This is a genomic window from Ferrimonas sp. SCSIO 43195 (genome assembly GCF_023716685.1).
In the GTDB taxonomy this organism is placed as follows: Bacteria; Pseudomonadota; Gammaproteobacteria; order Enterobacterales; family Shewanellaceae; genus Ferrimonas; species Ferrimonas kyonanensis.
This window is the reverse complement of sequence record NZ_CP072679.1, coordinates 3,463,098-3,476,465: the sequence shown is the minus strand read 5'-3', so window position 1 is coordinate 3,476,465 and position 13,368 is coordinate 3,463,098. Positions and strand designations below refer to the sequence as shown.

14 protein-coding genes are annotated in these 13,368 nt (G+C 56.8%); 3 read left to right on the top strand and 11 right to left on the bottom strand.

Going from position 1 to position 13,368, the window contains the following annotated elements; all coding sequences use genetic code 11:
- The first annotated feature begins 315 nt into the window (after positions 1-315).
- The 3 genes from J8Z22_RS16095 (at position 316) to J8Z22_RS16085 (ending at position 4,023) form a co-directional block, all read left to right on the top strand.
- The gene (locus tag J8Z22_RS16095) at positions 316-531 is read left to right on the top strand and encodes a DUF997 family protein (RefSeq protein ID WP_028112994.1); all 216 of its coding nucleotides are present in this window, start codon (positions 316-318) and stop codon (positions 529-531) included.
- A gap of 4 nt (positions 532-535) precedes the next feature.
- On the top strand, positions 536-1,951 hold the full coding sequence (gene panF, locus J8Z22_RS16090) for a sodium/pantothenate symporter (RefSeq protein ID WP_252007065.1): 1,416 nt from the start codon (positions 536-538) through the stop codon (positions 1,949-1,951).
- Between the two features lie 563 nt (positions 1,952-2,514).
- A complete protein-coding gene (locus J8Z22_RS16085; protein WP_252007064.1) occupies positions 2,515-4,023 on the top strand; it encodes a DUF3360 family protein in 1,509 nt (502 codons plus the stop codon).
- Between the two features lie 79 nt (positions 4,024-4,102).
- Here J8Z22_RS16085 and J8Z22_RS16080 read toward each other — a convergent pair whose 3' ends face one another.
- From J8Z22_RS16080 to J8Z22_RS16030, 11 genes are all read right to left on the bottom strand, one after another.
- Positions 4,103-4,600 carry a glycine cleavage system protein R gene (locus J8Z22_RS16080; RefSeq protein WP_028112991.1) on the bottom strand — a complete coding sequence of 166 codons (498 nt, stop codon included), beginning with the start codon at positions 4,598-4,600 and terminating at the stop codon, positions 4,103-4,105.
- 295 nt (positions 4,601-4,895) lie between these two features.
- Positions 4,896-5,222, bottom strand: a complete 327-nt coding sequence (locus J8Z22_RS16075; protein ID WP_051252658.1) for a hypothetical protein — start codon at positions 5,220-5,222, stop codon at positions 4,896-4,898.
- A gap of 329 nt (positions 5,223-5,551) precedes the next feature.
- Complete coding sequence (gene xthA, locus J8Z22_RS16070; RefSeq protein ID WP_252007063.1) at positions 5,552-6,367, bottom strand: exodeoxyribonuclease III; 816 nt, start codon at positions 6,365-6,367, stop codon at positions 5,552-5,554.
- A 17-nt stretch (positions 6,368-6,384) separates the two neighbouring features.
- Positions 6,385-6,684 carry a YciI family protein gene (locus J8Z22_RS16065; RefSeq protein WP_028112988.1) on the bottom strand — a complete coding sequence of 100 codons (300 nt, stop codon included), beginning with the start codon at positions 6,682-6,684 and terminating at the stop codon, positions 6,385-6,387.
- Between the two features lie 136 nt (positions 6,685-6,820).
- Positions 6,821-7,861, bottom strand: coding sequence for a lipopolysaccharide assembly protein LapB (locus J8Z22_RS16060; protein ID WP_252007062.1), 1,041 nt, complete (start codon positions 7,859-7,861; stop codon positions 6,821-6,823).
- Positions 7,862-7,887: 26 nt separating this feature from the next.
- Complete coding sequence (locus J8Z22_RS16055) at positions 7,888-8,865, bottom strand: type II secretion system F family protein (protein ID WP_252007061.1); 978 nt, start codon at positions 8,863-8,865, stop codon at positions 7,888-7,890.
- Positions 8,866-8,867: 2 nt separating this feature from the next.
- Positions 8,868-9,842 carry a type II secretion system F family protein gene (locus J8Z22_RS16050; RefSeq protein ID WP_252007060.1) on the bottom strand — a complete coding sequence of 325 codons (975 nt, stop codon included), beginning with the start codon at positions 9,840-9,842 and terminating at the stop codon, positions 8,868-8,870.
- 11 nt (positions 9,843-9,853) lie between these two features.
- A complete protein-coding gene (locus tag J8Z22_RS16045; RefSeq protein WP_028112985.1) occupies positions 9,854-11,170 on the bottom strand; it encodes a CpaF family protein in 1,317 nt (438 codons plus the stop codon).
- A gap of 3 nt (positions 11,171-11,173) precedes the next feature.
- A complete protein-coding gene (locus J8Z22_RS16040; RefSeq protein ID WP_252007059.1) occupies positions 11,174-12,418 on the bottom strand; it encodes an AAA family ATPase in 1,245 nt (414 codons plus the stop codon).
- 22 nt (positions 12,419-12,440) lie between these two features.
- A complete protein-coding gene (locus tag J8Z22_RS16035) occupies positions 12,441-12,908 on the bottom strand; it encodes a TadE/TadG family type IV pilus assembly protein (protein ID WP_252007058.1) in 468 nt (155 codons plus the stop codon).
- Positions 12,905-13,366: a TadE/TadG family type IV pilus assembly protein gene (locus tag J8Z22_RS16030; RefSeq protein ID WP_252007057.1), complete on the bottom strand. Its 462-nt coding sequence runs from the start codon at positions 13,364-13,366 to the stop codon at positions 12,905-12,907. Before J8Z22_RS16030 ends, J8Z22_RS16035 begins: the two co-directional genes overlap by 4 nt.
- Between the last annotated feature and the right edge of the window lie 2 nt (positions 13,367-13,368).

Genomic DNA, 13,368 nt, shown 5'->3' with positions numbered 1-13,368 from the left:
TTTTCGGCCTAATCATGGTCAGCTTTGTGAGGGCTATCATGAATTGGAATGGAGTCATGCGCTGGATCGATATTATTTGCTGAAAAAATGTGATGGGGATCGGGGTTAGTTTGTAAAATAAACGCTTTTATAGTGAATCACTTTTTCATTGCCATTGATTGTCGAATTATCTGTCATCGTTTACCATCGCCGCAGCCTGACCCCCTGTAAAATCGGCCTGTTGCAAGCAGTTTTTCGTTCTTTGACCAAGACCACAAGTCTCGATTCGGGGTATAAAGGGAAGGCACTGATGTTGAATAAGAAAAGGAACACGCTGTGAGCGGTGACTCCCTTCCGGCCAGGTTGACCATCAAGGCGGTGGCTCTGACTCTGGCCTATTTCCTGTTGTGGGCCCTGGGGCCGCTGTTGTTTGGTGGCGATGCCACCGTGCCGGAACGGGTGGCTGGGCTGCCACTGTGGTTCTGGTTTTCCTGTGTGCTGGCCCCGGGCGGACTGATCCTGGCGGCCTACCTGCTGTTACTGCGACGTTGATACCGTGAATCCAATACTGATCTCCATTCTTGCGTACCTGCTGCTGACGCTGCTGGTCTCGCGCCTGGCGGCGGCCCGCTCTGCCAACGAGGCGGGCTTTTCCCGCCAACACTTCCTCGGCGGCCAGTTCATGGGCGGCGGCATCCTGGCGCTGTCTCTGGTGGCCACCTACACCAGTGCCAGTTCCTTCATTGGCGGCCCGGGGGCCGCCTATACCTATGGCCTGGGCTGGGTGCTGCTGGCGGTGATTCAGGTGCCGGTGGCGATGCTGACCCTGGGGGTGCTGGGGCCACGGTTGTGGACGCTGGCAAAATCCAGCCAGGCGGTGACCATTCTCGACATCTTCCGCGACCGCTACCGATCCAAGCCGCTGCTGTGGCTGGCGGGGATCAGCCTGGTGGCGGGTTTCCTGGGAATGATCGTGGTGCAGTTTACCAGCGGTGCCAGGTTGCTGAGTGTGGTGGCGCAGATTGACTACACCACGGCGCTGCTGCTGTTTGTGGCCACGGTGGTGATCTACACCTTATGGGGCGGTTTTCGTGCCGTTAGCTACACCGATGCTATTCAGGGGCTGATCATGCTGGCGGGCATGTTTGCCCTGTTGATGGGGGTGCTCAGCCATGGCGGCGGTGTGACTCACCTGACTACGCAGATGGCGCAGATCGACCCGGGGTTATTGCAGCCCCATGGTCCGGATGGCTTCATGTCCTGGCCGTTTCTGTTGTCGTTCTGGGTGCTGGTGTGCTTTGGTACCATCGGCCTGCCTCACACGGTGCTGCGGGTGATGGCGGCCCGGGATGGTAAGGCCATTGCCCGGGCCATGGTACTGGGGACCGCAGTAACGGCGCTGGTGACGCTGCTTCCCCATCTGATCGGCGCTCTGGGGCGACCGCTGGTGTCCAACCTCAACAGCCCGGATGAGGTGATCCCCACCCTGATGGTTCAGCTGTTCTCGCCCTGGGTGGCGGGCTTGCTGCTGGCGGCCCCCATTGCGGCGGTGATGTCGTCGGTGGACTCGATGCTGCTGCAGGCCACTTCGACCCTGGTGAATGACCTGGCGATGCAGGGGCGTCAGCTCAGCGAATCTCAGCAGAAGTGGCTGACCCGGGGCGTGACTCTGGTGGTGGCCGCCAGTTGCACCCTGTTGGCGCTGGACCCGCCGCAGATGATCATCTGGCTGAATATGGCGGCCTTTGGGGCGCTGCAGGTGGTGTTCCTGTGGCCGCTGGTGCTGGGATTATTCTGGCCCGCCGCCCGCAGCGAGGCGGCCTTGGCCTCGGTGCTGACTGGGTTGAGCTGTTACCTGCCAATGACCTTTATGAAGATCAAGCTGGCCAACATGCACGCCATCGTGCCGGCGTTGGCGCTGTCGCTGCTGGGGTTTGTGCTGGTGCAGTGGTGGCTGAGCCGGCGTCGTTAGCTCTTAAGCTGAGTGTGAACACAGCGACCCTCGGGTCGCTTTTTTTGTGTCAGCTCGGCGGCGGCAACCCTGGGTTGAGTGTCAGCAAAGGCCGTGCATTTGAACCGGTGTTGCGAGTGGCGAGCCCGGTGGCGAAATCGCTGCGCCGATGTCGACCCAATTGGTGAACGGCAAGGGCAAACCGGCGTGGATTGCATCGATACTAGGGTGGGACTGAATCGCAATCGGCAGACTGCGACTATCTACGCTAATCTTGTTCAAGATCAAACATTTGATAACTGCTGTTTTTGAGTGGGAATAACCCATTTTTATCTTTTATAACCAGCACTTATCAACTTTCACCTGAAATTGACCTGAAGGCCATCCCGATTCTTTGTGATCAGGCTAACGTTTCGTGGTTTGACATCGATTCGGGGGTGAAGTTTAATTCAGCCGATTTATTTTTAGTAAAATGGTCTTACCAATTAGCCGATTGTGGCGGTCAGGTAAGGCGTTAAGTTGTTGTGTCGGCTGGTTGCCGCCGCCACAAGCACCATCGTGATTTTTAACCGAGGTTGATAAGCATGCGGGACGTAGAAAACTCGAGCTATAGCGAGTTGCACAAGCCTAGCAGTGAATTTGACAGCCGTTCAGACTATCTGGACCACGAGCTGCAAATTATGAAGCCACGTCGCTGGGGTCTGAACCTTCCTGGCCGTGATTTCCGTTTTGAGTGGGAAGATTTGGTACCAGCCATCGCCGGTACCATCGGCATCACCGTGATGTATTCCGCCGTAATGGCAGCCTGGGGTGCAGGCCTGACCGAGCGGTGGGAACACGTGAACCTGGGCGCCGAGTGGGCCATTGAGGTGGTTCGCGTTGAGATGCTGATCCCGGCTCTGCTGTTTTGTATTCTGGGCTCGGGTTTCATTAACCCGCGTGCCAACCTGGCCGGTAACCACGGCCCGATGATTCCCCTGATCGGCGCCATCGCGCTGGCGGGCGCTCACCCTCTGGCCCTGGCGATTCTGCTGGGTGTCTTTGGTTTGCTGCTCAGTTACTTCAAGGGGGGCTCGAAACTCGTTAACCTCACCGGAGAGGGGGTAGCCGGCGGTCTGCTGGTATACCTGGGAGCCATGGGCTCCATGGGACAGATCGGTTCTCTGTTTACCTGGGCCGAAGGCCTGCAGGCGAAGCACGCCCTGGATTACAGCCTGAGCCACGTGGCTCTGATGATCCTGGCCGTCAACATCATCGTCTACTCGGTGCTGGCGCGCCTGGGTAAGCGTTGGTTGGCGATTCCACTGTGTTCCATCGCCGCCGTTGCCATCGCTTTTGCGTTCGGCGCCGGTCTGGATCTGAAGTTCGTAACCGCTCCTGGTCTGCCTAACCTGAACCCTGTGTACTGGTGGGGCTCCACCGAGACCGGCTGGCAGCTGGGCTTGCCTAACCTGCAGCACTTCATCGCCTCTTTGCCGTTCGCCATCCTGGCGGTTGCCATGTGGTCTCCGGACTTCCTGGGTCACCGTATCTTCCAGGAGCTGAACTACCCTAAGAAGACCGACAAGGTGCTGATGGACGTGGATGACACCATGACCTGCTGCTCCCTGCGTCAGATGGTGGGTACTGCTTTTGGTGGCGGTAACATCACCTCCTCCTGGGGTACTTACATGATTCCGGCGGCGATTGCCAAGCGTCCTATCCCTGCTGGTGCCATCGTACTGGGTGTTCTGTGTATTGTGGTTGCTGTGATCGGCTACCCAATGGACATCACCGTATGGCGTCCTGTTATGTCCATCGCGCTGCTGGTTGGGGTATTCCTGCCGCTGCTGGAAGCGGGCATGCAGATGGTGAAGGACACCAAAGACTCCCAGTCTGCCGGTATCTGTATCTTCGCCTCCATCGTGGTAAACCCAGTATTTGCCTGGGCCCTGACCATGCTGCTGGACAACAACGGCCTGATCGGTGACAAAGAGCGCGCCAACAAGCTGTCGTTCGCTGACCGCCTGATTATCCCTGGTGGTGCCTTTATCATCTGTGTCGCGGCCATGCTGGCCGTGGGCATGCTGCCAGGCGTTCCAGCTCTGCTGTAACCCGGCTTTTGCCCCACAGACAAAAACGCAGCCAGCTGGCTGCGTTTTTTTATGGCTGCTGTTTGGCTGTGTGAGGTGTTTAGGCTGCCTCGGCCCGCACGTTGCCCGGTAGGGCTTCGAGTTTCTCGACCAGCACCTTGGATTCAATCTGAGTCGGGGCACTGAGCTCCAGGGTGGCGGTAAAGACGGTACGGCCCAGATCCGCTGCCGTCAGCCTGAGGCTGTCAAAGTTGACGATGTTGATGTCCATCTCATGAATGGCGCCGGTAATGTCGTGTATCAGCCCGGCGCGGTCATCGGCATCGACCTGCAATGCCAGGGTAAACCGGGCATCGTTGCGGCTGGCTGGAGGCGTGAACTGACTGGTGATGTCGGGATGAGCGCTGAACTGGCGCTGAAGGGCGTCCAGGTTGTGTTCCGGCAGTTCAATCTCCAGCAAAATGGCGGTTTGGCCGGCCAGGTGGATCACCTTGCTGCTGAGCCACTTGCCTTCCAACTCATGAGTGAATCCGGCCAGTTGCTTGAGCAGACCGGAGCGGTCGGCGCCGGTGACGGTGGCGATGGTGCGTATCTTCATCCGCTACTCCTTACCCTGAAGGGTCTGAGGGACTGCAGGTCGCCTGACACGGTGCGAAAGAGGCGTTCCTGCGCCTTATTGTTATGGGTGCTGCGAGCCTACCCGGAGTCAGGTTGAGCGCTGAATCCGGAGTCTGCTCCTATCACTGTAGCAGGTCTGATGAGGCCACCGCTGATCCAGATTAATCAATGGCGTCGAAAGGGCAGATAAAAACATGCCACCGCAAGCGGTGGCATGTTAGTAGGGTGGGTGCCCTGACGGGCACCAGAGTGTTAGCACACAGGCCGCATTGCGGTTAGGCAATGCTGGTGAGGCGGTCGCGAATTTCCCGGCCTTTTTCGGTCAGGTAGGCGCGTTTGATACGGTAGTCTTGTTCGTCGATGCGCAACTCGACCAATCCCAGTCCTTGGCGGCCGGAGTGCACGCGGTCTGATAACAGACGGGCATTACGGCTGGCGCTGGCCTGGGACATCTCGAAGCGTTCCTGCAGATCTTTGATGGAGCACCCTTCCTCTTGACACACCTGCATGAACATCAGGCAAGTCTGAGGGGGAATCTCAGAGTAGACGTCTCTAAAAATCTCTACGGCATCCATCAGTTTGGACAATTGAGCTTGTGCCATTATTTTTTGTTTCCTCTGGTCAAGGCTCTTTGGTGATCGACGCATTCTTATAATTAAAATCGCGATCAATTGAGTGTTTCATGCGTATTGATATCAGCAGATATGTTCGATAGCCAGTTTTAAAAAATGAAAATTTGATCTCGAATACATTGCGACTGAAAAAACTGCATAATTAAAACTTCATTCGGACGTTTTATTTACAACCCGATAACTGTGTAAAGGGTTGAATAACTACTCTAATAAAAGGGTGAGAGGTGTATTTGCAAGAATAAGCGGAGTTTATCTAGTGATAGACTCCGTCGATATGGCGGGGATTGGTTCAGTTCTGGTTAAGTTTTGCTGCTAATTGTCGTCCAGATGGGCGCGTGATCAGACGGTTTCTCTATACCTCTCAAATCATAATCCACATCCGACTCTAATAGTCTTTCCGATAACGATTTGGTTGTTAGAATGACATCTATTCGCAACCCTCTATTATCATTAAAGCCTTTAGAGCGATAATCAAACCAACTATAGCGATCGCAAATTTCAGGATTTAAATATCTGAAACTGTCTGTTAATCCCCAACTAACTAATTTATCTAGCCATTCTCGTTCTTCGGGAAGAAATGAGCACTTGCCGGTTTTGAGCCAGCGTTTGGCATTAGCTTCACCGATGCCGATGTCCAAATCGGTCGGGCTGATGTTGATGTCGCCCATCACCACCAGTTTGTCGTCCGGCGAGTGGTGGGAGTCCAGGTGGCTCATCAGATCGGCATAGAACTTCTGCTTGGCGGGAAACTTGGTTTCGTGGCTGCGGTTCTCCCCCTGAGGGAAGTAGCCGTTGAGGATTCGAATGGGGCTGCCATCGTCATCGTCAATGGTGACCATGATCATCCGCTTTTGCGCGTCTTCATCATCGGTCAGCCAGCCTTTCTGGACGTTCTTAGGTGGCTGTTTGGTCAACAGCGCCACACCATAGTGTCCTTTCTGTCCATGGTGCTCGACGTGATAACCCATGGCCTGTACCGCTTCCAGCGGAAACTGTGGGTCATCGACTTTGATCTCCTGCAAGCCGATGACGTCCGGTTGGTGGACGTCGATCAGGGCTTGCAGTTGATGCAGGCGAGCGCGTATGCCATTGATGTTGAATGACACAAACTTCATAGCGTCACCTTAATGGGTTAGGGAAGAACCAGCTTGTAGGGCTTGATGGTGGAGTTGGCGTAGACGCCGGCTTCGATGTACGGGTCGGCATCGGCCCAGCTTTGAGCGTCGGCCAGAGAGTCGAAGTCGGCAATAACCAGTGAGCCGGTAAAGCCTGCTTCGCCTGGATCGTCACTGTCGATGGCGGGCAGCGGGCCGGCGGCGAACAGGCGGCCTTCCTCTTTCAGTTGCTGCAGTCGTGCCAGGTGAGCGGGACGCGAGGTTTTGCGCATCGGCAGGCTGTTTTCCACGTCTTCGGAGTAGATCATATACCACATAGAGCGATCCTAGTTTTGTGAGTGAAATCCGTCTGATTATCAGTGCTCACTGTGCCAGAGTAAAGGCCGTATCCCGGATTCAATTCTCGGATCATGAATTTAGCTCATTGCCCCGCCAGTGCTGGCGGGGCCGCTATCAATTTTCTCCTGCAATCTCTGCGGTTACAGAGTTGCTTACTTCGGCTTTGTAGTTCGCTTCCATGAGCAAAGGCATTGGGCGGTAGCTGGAGTGAGCGGTGACGCTCTTGCCTTGCATCTCCTGCAGTTTCTCCAGGTTGTCCTGAGCCTTGGCGAAGTAGATGGGGGAAGCGTCGATGGCCCGCCAGAACAGCTCTTTGGCGTCGGCGTAGCGGCCTTCCAGCATGGCAAAGTAACCCAGATCGTTGAGGGCGTCGGCTTCGGGCATGACCTGTTTCAGAGATACCAGCGCCCGTTTGTAGTGCTTCATTCGGGCGTACACCAGCCCCAGATTGGTCCAGGCCCGTTTAAAGTCGGGTTGCTTTTGAACCGCTTGCCTCAGGTGGATCTCCGCCTGCCTGAGGTCGCCGTCCAGGTAGTAGGAGTAGCCCAGGTTGGTGAGGACATTGGCGGCGCCCGGAGCCCGGGCCAGCACCAGCTGGTACATCTCTCTCGCCTGTGCGTATTCGCCGCTGAGGTCATGCAGGATCCCCAGGGCGTTGTAGCATCGCAGCGGGGAGGTCTTATCCAGTGGCTGCAGCGCCTGCTCGTCTCCGTCTCCCACCAGAACCTGATGGTTGGCGCTGAGGAGTCGCTGCTGGTCGAGGCTTTTGGCTTTGGTCAGGTAGGTGCGGGCCTGCTGGTTCTCACCGGCCTTGAGCTTATGCAGTGCCAGGGCGGTTAGGGCCTCGATGTTATCGGGCTCTTTTTTAAGCACGTCCTGAAACGCCCGCAAGGCGTACTCGGTGTTGCCGAGCTGGGTCTGGACCTGGCCAATGTGAAACAGAATGTCGGCATCGCCGGGTTGCTGTTCCAGCGCTTCCAGGTAATGTTTGAGGGCGGCATCGTACTGGCCGCGTTTTTGCGCCGCCTGCGCCTGGCCAAGCAGGTTATTGATGTCCGGGGGCTCGTACGCCGGTGGCTCCGGAGCCGAGGCGCAGCCACTGAGCTGCAAGGTGACAATGACGGTCAACAGGGCTGAGATAAGCTTATTAGTCATGATTATTCCTTGTTGAAGACGCAAATTTAGAAGGCGACATCCCATACTTCGGCCAATTTCAGCATCGCCGGTCCGATGGCGACAATGAAGAACGATGGCCAGATGCAGAAGATCATCGGGAACATCATCTTGACCCCCAGTTTCCCGGCCATCTCCTCGGCGGCCTGAATCCGTTTTTCCCGGTACTCTTCGGAGTAGACTCGCAGGGTTTCGGCGATGCCGGTACCCAGGCGCATCGACTGGGTAATGGAGCCGTTGAGTCCGCGAATGTCTTCCAGCCCGGTGCGATCGGCAAACTCTTGCAGCGCCACGTTCATGGGCAATCCGGCCCGGTTCTTCTGGCACACCAACTGCAACTCTTCGGCCAACTCGAAATGACTGAGGCGAATCTCGGCGGCCACCCGGTTCAGCGCCGCCAGCAGCCCCAGGCCGGCCTCACAGCACACCACCAACAGATCCAGGGCGTCGGGAAAACCGACCCGCATCTTGCGCATTCGCTTGTCGGCCAGGGTGTCGAGGATGAAGCTGGGCAGCACAAAGGCCACGCCCAGGATCACCGCCATGCCGTAAAACAAGATGGTGCCTGAAGTGTTGGTGAAGGTCCGCAGCATATACATGCAGCCGGCAATGGCGGCGGCGAACACCAGGATGCGGCAGCCGTTGTAGACGGCCAGGGCGTTATTGGAGTGGAAGCCTGAGTGAATCAGTCGTTTTCGAGTGTCTTCGTTGCCAAAGGCAAAGCGGCCAATCAGCTTTTGATGCTTCTTATGGTGCAGGCCATGCTCCAGAGAATCGTCGAAGTCGTCATGCAGTTGTGCGGCGTTGCCCTCGGTGGCTTTGAGGTGGGCCAGCCGTTGACGGGCAGGGGAATACAGGCCGCTGAACAACAGTCCGACACCGATGGCCAGGGTAACCCCGGCGCCGGCGGCAATCAGGTAGACCACGTAGACCGAGTAGGTCTGATTTTGCAGCAGCTCGTTGAGGAGGTTTAAGAGATAGTCCATGGTTACACCTCGATTCGAATCAAGCGGCCAATCCAATAGGTGCCAATCATCATGCCGATGGCGCCGTACATCAGCAGATCGTTGCCCGACTCACTGTCGGTCAGTTCGCGGGCGTAGCTGGGGGAGGTCAGAAACAGGAATGCGAACAGCCCCAGGGGCATTAGTACCAGTACCCAGGCGGACATTCGGCCTTCGGCCGACATGGATTTCACTTTGCGTTTAAAGGTAAACCGCTGGCGAATGACCCGGGACAGGTTTTTCATGTTCTCGGCTAGGTTGCCGCCGGTCTCTTTCTGCACCTGCACCGCCGAGGAGAAAGCCATGGCCGATACCGACGGTACCCGCTCGATAAACCGCAGCAGCGCCCGCTTGGTGTCTTTGCCGTAGTTGATGTCGGCAAACATCAGCCGGAACTCAAATGCCAGCGGCCCTTCCATCTCCTCGTAGGTCAGCTTGACCGAGTCGGAGAAGGCGTAACCGGCCTGCAGACCCCGCCGAAGAATGTCCAGGGCTTCGGGAAATTGTTCTTCAATGGTCTCCATGCGTTTGTCAAAATCCCGCGACAGCTTGAAGTGAAACAGGGTCAGGGTCAGCAGAAACACCAGCGCACAGAACAGCCAGTCTTTGGAAAGGAACCAGCACACCAGGGTAAACACCGTGGCGGTAAACAGGGCCATCATCAGGTATTGGTGTCCCAAGTAGCGAGACCCGGATTGCTCCAGCTTAAAGGACAGGTTCTGAATAAAAGGGAACTGCTCCATGCTGCGTCCCAGCGAGGAAGCTTTCTGCAGCCGGTTACGGCGTAGCAACGAGACGTCGTCGGCACTGTCACCCCGCTCTTTGGCCAGCTGCTTGAGGCGGTCTTTGATGACTCGGGTATCGCCCCGCTGAGGTCGGTAGACCGGTAAAAACAGAGCCTGAGACAGCAATAGCACCGCCGCGAAAACGCAGCCCAGAAAGATGACTTGAATGCTCATGACCGCCTCTCCTACATGATGTCCATGTTGTTATCGACGCCAAACAGCTCAAACGGCAGCACAATGCCTTTCTTGTTCAACTCGTCATGGAAGTGTGGAATCACGCCGCTGGCTCGGTAATTCCCCTGAATCTGTCCCTGCTCGTTACGTCCCTGGCGCTGGAAGCTGAAGATCTCCGACATGGTGATGACATCACCTTCCATGCCGTTGATCTCGGTAATGCTGACGATGCGTCGGCGGCCGTCTTCCTGCCGCTCCAACTGCACCACCAGGTCGATGGCCGAGGCGATCTGAGTACGGATGTTTTTTACCGGCACGTCGAACCCGGCCATGCACACCATGTTTTCAAGTCGGCTCAGGGCGTCACGGGCAGAGTTGGCGTGCAAGGTGGTCAATGAGCCTTCGTGGCCGGTGTTCATGGCGGTGAGCATGTCCATGGCTTCGGCGCCCCGAACCTCGCCGACGACGATGCGATCCGGGCGCATGCGCAGGGAGTTTTTCACCAGTTCTCGCTGCGAGACCTCTCCCCGTCCTTCGAGGTTGGCGGGACGGGTTTCCAGGCGGACCAGGTGTGGCTGTTGAATCTGCAGTTCTGCCGAGTCCTCGATGGTGATGATGCGCTCATCGTCGGGAATGTAGCCGGACAGGATGTTGAGCAGGGTGGTTTTACCGCTGCCGGTACCGCCGGAGACCAGGATATTGAGTTTGCCCAGCACGGTGCCATTGAGCACGTCAGACATCTGTTGGGTCATGGAACCGAATTGCACCAACTGCTCGGCGGTGAGTTTATCGACGGTGAAGCGACGAATGGACATGCTGGGGCCATCCAGGGCCAAGGGCGGAATGATGGCGTTGACCCGGGAACCGTCTTTGAGGCGGGCGTCCACCATGGGGCTGGATTCATCCACCCGCCGGCCGACGCCGGAGACAATTTTGTCGATGGTATTGAGCAGGTGCTGGTTGTCATTAAACTGCATCGGCACCTGTTCCAGTTTACCGAAGCGCTCGACAAAGATGTTGTTGAAGTTGTTGATCAGGATGTCTGAGATGGTGGGGTCTTCGAGCAGGGTCTCCAGAGGGCCCAGTCCCATCACTTCATCGTTGATCTGCTTGATGATCTTTTCCCGCGAACTGAGGTTAATGGGGCGCGGATTTTCATACAGAATCTCATTGCAGATCTTGGAGATCTGCTGACGGGCCTCGGTCTCGCTGATGGACTCCAGACGGGATACGTCCAGCAGTTGCATCAGGCGGTCGTGCAGCTCCTTCTTAATGATGTTTTCCTGTTCATTAAGCAGCTTGTTACTGATGTCTTGTGAGGCGTCCATAGCTTATTTTCTCCAGAGTTTGGCCCAGATTCCGGTCTGATGCTGTTCACCCTCGTTCGGGATAAGGGCATCGCAGATCTTGCGGATGTCTTTGGTGATCGCTTCTTTGGCGGCGAATTCAGACAGACGTTTGCCTTCGTCCACACAGCAACTGACGCGTTTGTAGTCGTTGCGAACGGTGAATACCGAGTCCACGCCGACGGTCTCTTTAACGTCGGCCACGGTGATTTGGCTGCGGTTGGGGGTGTAGCGGTTGAAGATGATGTGCAGACGGTTCTGCGGAATGCCCAGCTGCAGGGTGAAGTAGCGAATGGCCGCGGCGGCATCTCGCAGGCAGGCGATGCTGTCCTGTATCACCACCAGAACGTGCTGGGCGTCCACTAGCAGCGGCAGCGACCAGTTGTCCGGACCCCGGGACAGGTCCACGGTGACCGACTGGTAGTGGGTACGCACCTTAAACAGCAGGGTCGGCAGGTGTTCAAACTGAAAACATTGATTGTCCAGTTGACTGAATGGCAGCGCCGGCAGCAGGTGAATGTTGTCTATCTGGCTCATCAGGCCGGTAATGGCGGTGTCATCCAGTTGCTCTACTTGAGACAGGGCATCATGAAAGAAGTACTGAGGCTTGGTGTCCAGCAGCAGCATCTGGTTGCCGTTGAGGTGATCGCCATCGAGCAGGGCGACGTTGGTTTTCTTGTCGCGCTGGGCGAATTCGTCGGCCAGGGAGGTACTAATGAAGCTGGCGCCGGCGCCACCCTTGGCGTTGACCACGGCGATGACCGGTGCCAGGTGCATGGAATGGGCCAGCTCCTGAGCAATTTTATGGATGGCGGTGGTCAGTTCCTCCGGGGAGGACTCGATGGGAATGAAGTCATTGGCGCCGGATTGCATGGCGATGCGCAGCACCTCCGGCGAGGCTTCTTTGCCCAGGATGATCATGTTTTTGCTTTTGCCGGCAAAGCTCTGAATCAGGGTGGTGGCCTGCTTGGGGTCGTTGGGAACCAGCAGGATCAACAACTGAGTAGCGGCCAGCAGATCGGTATTGATCTGGTTGATTGGCAGAGAGTCCAGCTGCAGGTTAGGAGTGGAGCGCAACACCTCCACCAGTGCGGTTTGGTCGGTGAGGTTGGCTGCCACCAGCAGTGCACTCATGGGCACCGGTAGTGCTTTTGGCCGGGCAGGCTTAATGGATTGGGTTTGGGTGTCCTGCCACTGTTCCTGAGCCAGCGGAGTGTTGGATTTGTCCATACTGGTCACTCCCTATAGGTGTTTAAATGCATACGGTTGTCCCAAATCGTGTGGCACCCAGGCTTTCTCTGGGCAGGGTGGTGACAAAGTCCGGAGAGTTAATCTGCAGGGTGATGCCGGGTACCACAAAGGTGTGCTGATAGTTGGTGATCGAGGCCCTGACCAGGGCGATGTCATAGAAGGAGGTGGCGGTGACGCCAGCCAGGGTCAGGTACTCAATGTTCAGGTTGGCATTGGTGATGGCCGGGCCGAAGTTGGCGCCGTCAAACAAGGCCAGGGATTGCAACGCTACCGGTGCCGTCGGGTTGCCCGAGGTGTCGGGGGCACAAACGGTGGCCAGGCGGGCCGCCCGTCGGGAGGCTTCGGTCAACACGTTGTAGGCGAACATCAGCCTGGAGACCTCCAGGCAGGCAAAGATGATCACAAACACCACCGTGGCAACGATGGCGAACTCTACCGCATAGACCCCTCGTTGGTTTTTGTGATTCATAGTGCCCTCATCGAAATGGTGGCCGTCAGGGGAAAGCTGTAATCGACGGTGGTGCCATAGTCACCGGCCAGGTTGCCGTTGAAGATCGGCGTCCAGTTGTAGGTGGCGGTGACGGTAATGACATCGGTTCCGGCGGGAACCGAGATGCTGATGTCATTGACGCTAAAGCCGCTTAACAGCGAGGTGCTGCCACCAGTAATGCCGTATACCGCCAGGTCCTTGGCCTGGGACTGAACCGCGTCGGTGAGATCGATCAGCGAGGTGGTGCCGGGCTTGGCGTTGTTGATCAGGTAGCGGCAGGCGTTGCGGGCGATGCTGTTCAACTGGTTGTACTGGTACATCACCCGGCCCAGCTCGCCGATGGCAAAGAAGAACAGAAACAGGATCGGCAGGGTGATCATCGCTTCGATGGCCGCCAGCCCCTGTTGCTTGTTGAGTGAGCGTGCATTGGTTTTCATGG

Excerpts from the sequence above, each read along its gene's own strand:
- J8Z22_RS16085 (WP_252007064.1), top strand. The coding sequence starts at position 2,515 with ATGCGGGACGTAGAAAACTCGAGCTATAGCGAGTTGCACAAGCCTAGC.
- J8Z22_RS16080 (WP_028112991.1), bottom strand. The coding sequence starts at position 4,600 with ATGAAGATACGCACCATCGCCACCGTCACCGGCGCCGACCGCTCCGGT.
- J8Z22_RS16075 (WP_051252658.1), bottom strand. The coding sequence starts at position 5,222 with ATGGCACAAGCTCAATTGTCCAAACTGATGGATGCCGTAGAGATTTTT.
- xthA (WP_252007063.1), bottom strand. The coding sequence starts at position 6,367 with ATGAAGTTTGTGTCATTCAACATCAATGGCATACGCGCTCGCCTGCAT.
- J8Z22_RS16065 (WP_028112988.1), bottom strand. The coding sequence starts at position 6,684 with ATGTGGTATATGATCTACTCCGAAGACGTGGAAAACAGCCTGCCGATG.
- J8Z22_RS16060 (WP_252007062.1), bottom strand. The coding sequence starts at position 7,861 with ATGACTAATAAGCTTATCTCAGCCCTGTTGACCGTCATTGTCACCTTG.
- J8Z22_RS16055 (WP_252007061.1), bottom strand. The coding sequence starts at position 8,865 with ATGGACTATCTCTTAAACCTCCTCAACGAGCTGCTGCAAAATCAGACC.
- J8Z22_RS16050 (WP_252007060.1), bottom strand. The coding sequence starts at position 9,842 with ATGAGCATTCAAGTCATCTTTCTGGGCTGCGTTTTCGCGGCGGTGCTA.
- J8Z22_RS16045 (WP_028112985.1), bottom strand. The coding sequence starts at position 11,170 with ATGGACGCCTCACAAGACATCAGTAACAAGCTGCTTAATGAACAGGAA.
- J8Z22_RS16040 (WP_252007059.1), bottom strand. The coding sequence starts at position 12,418 with ATGGACAAATCCAACACTCCGCTGGCTCAGGAACAGTGGCAGGACACC.
- J8Z22_RS16035 (WP_252007058.1), bottom strand. The coding sequence starts at position 12,908 with ATGAATCACAAAAACCAACGAGGGGTCTATGCGGTAGAGTTCGCCATC.
- J8Z22_RS16030 (WP_252007057.1), bottom strand. The coding sequence starts at position 13,366 with ATGAAAACCAATGCACGCTCACTCAACAAGCAACAGGGGCTGGCGGCC.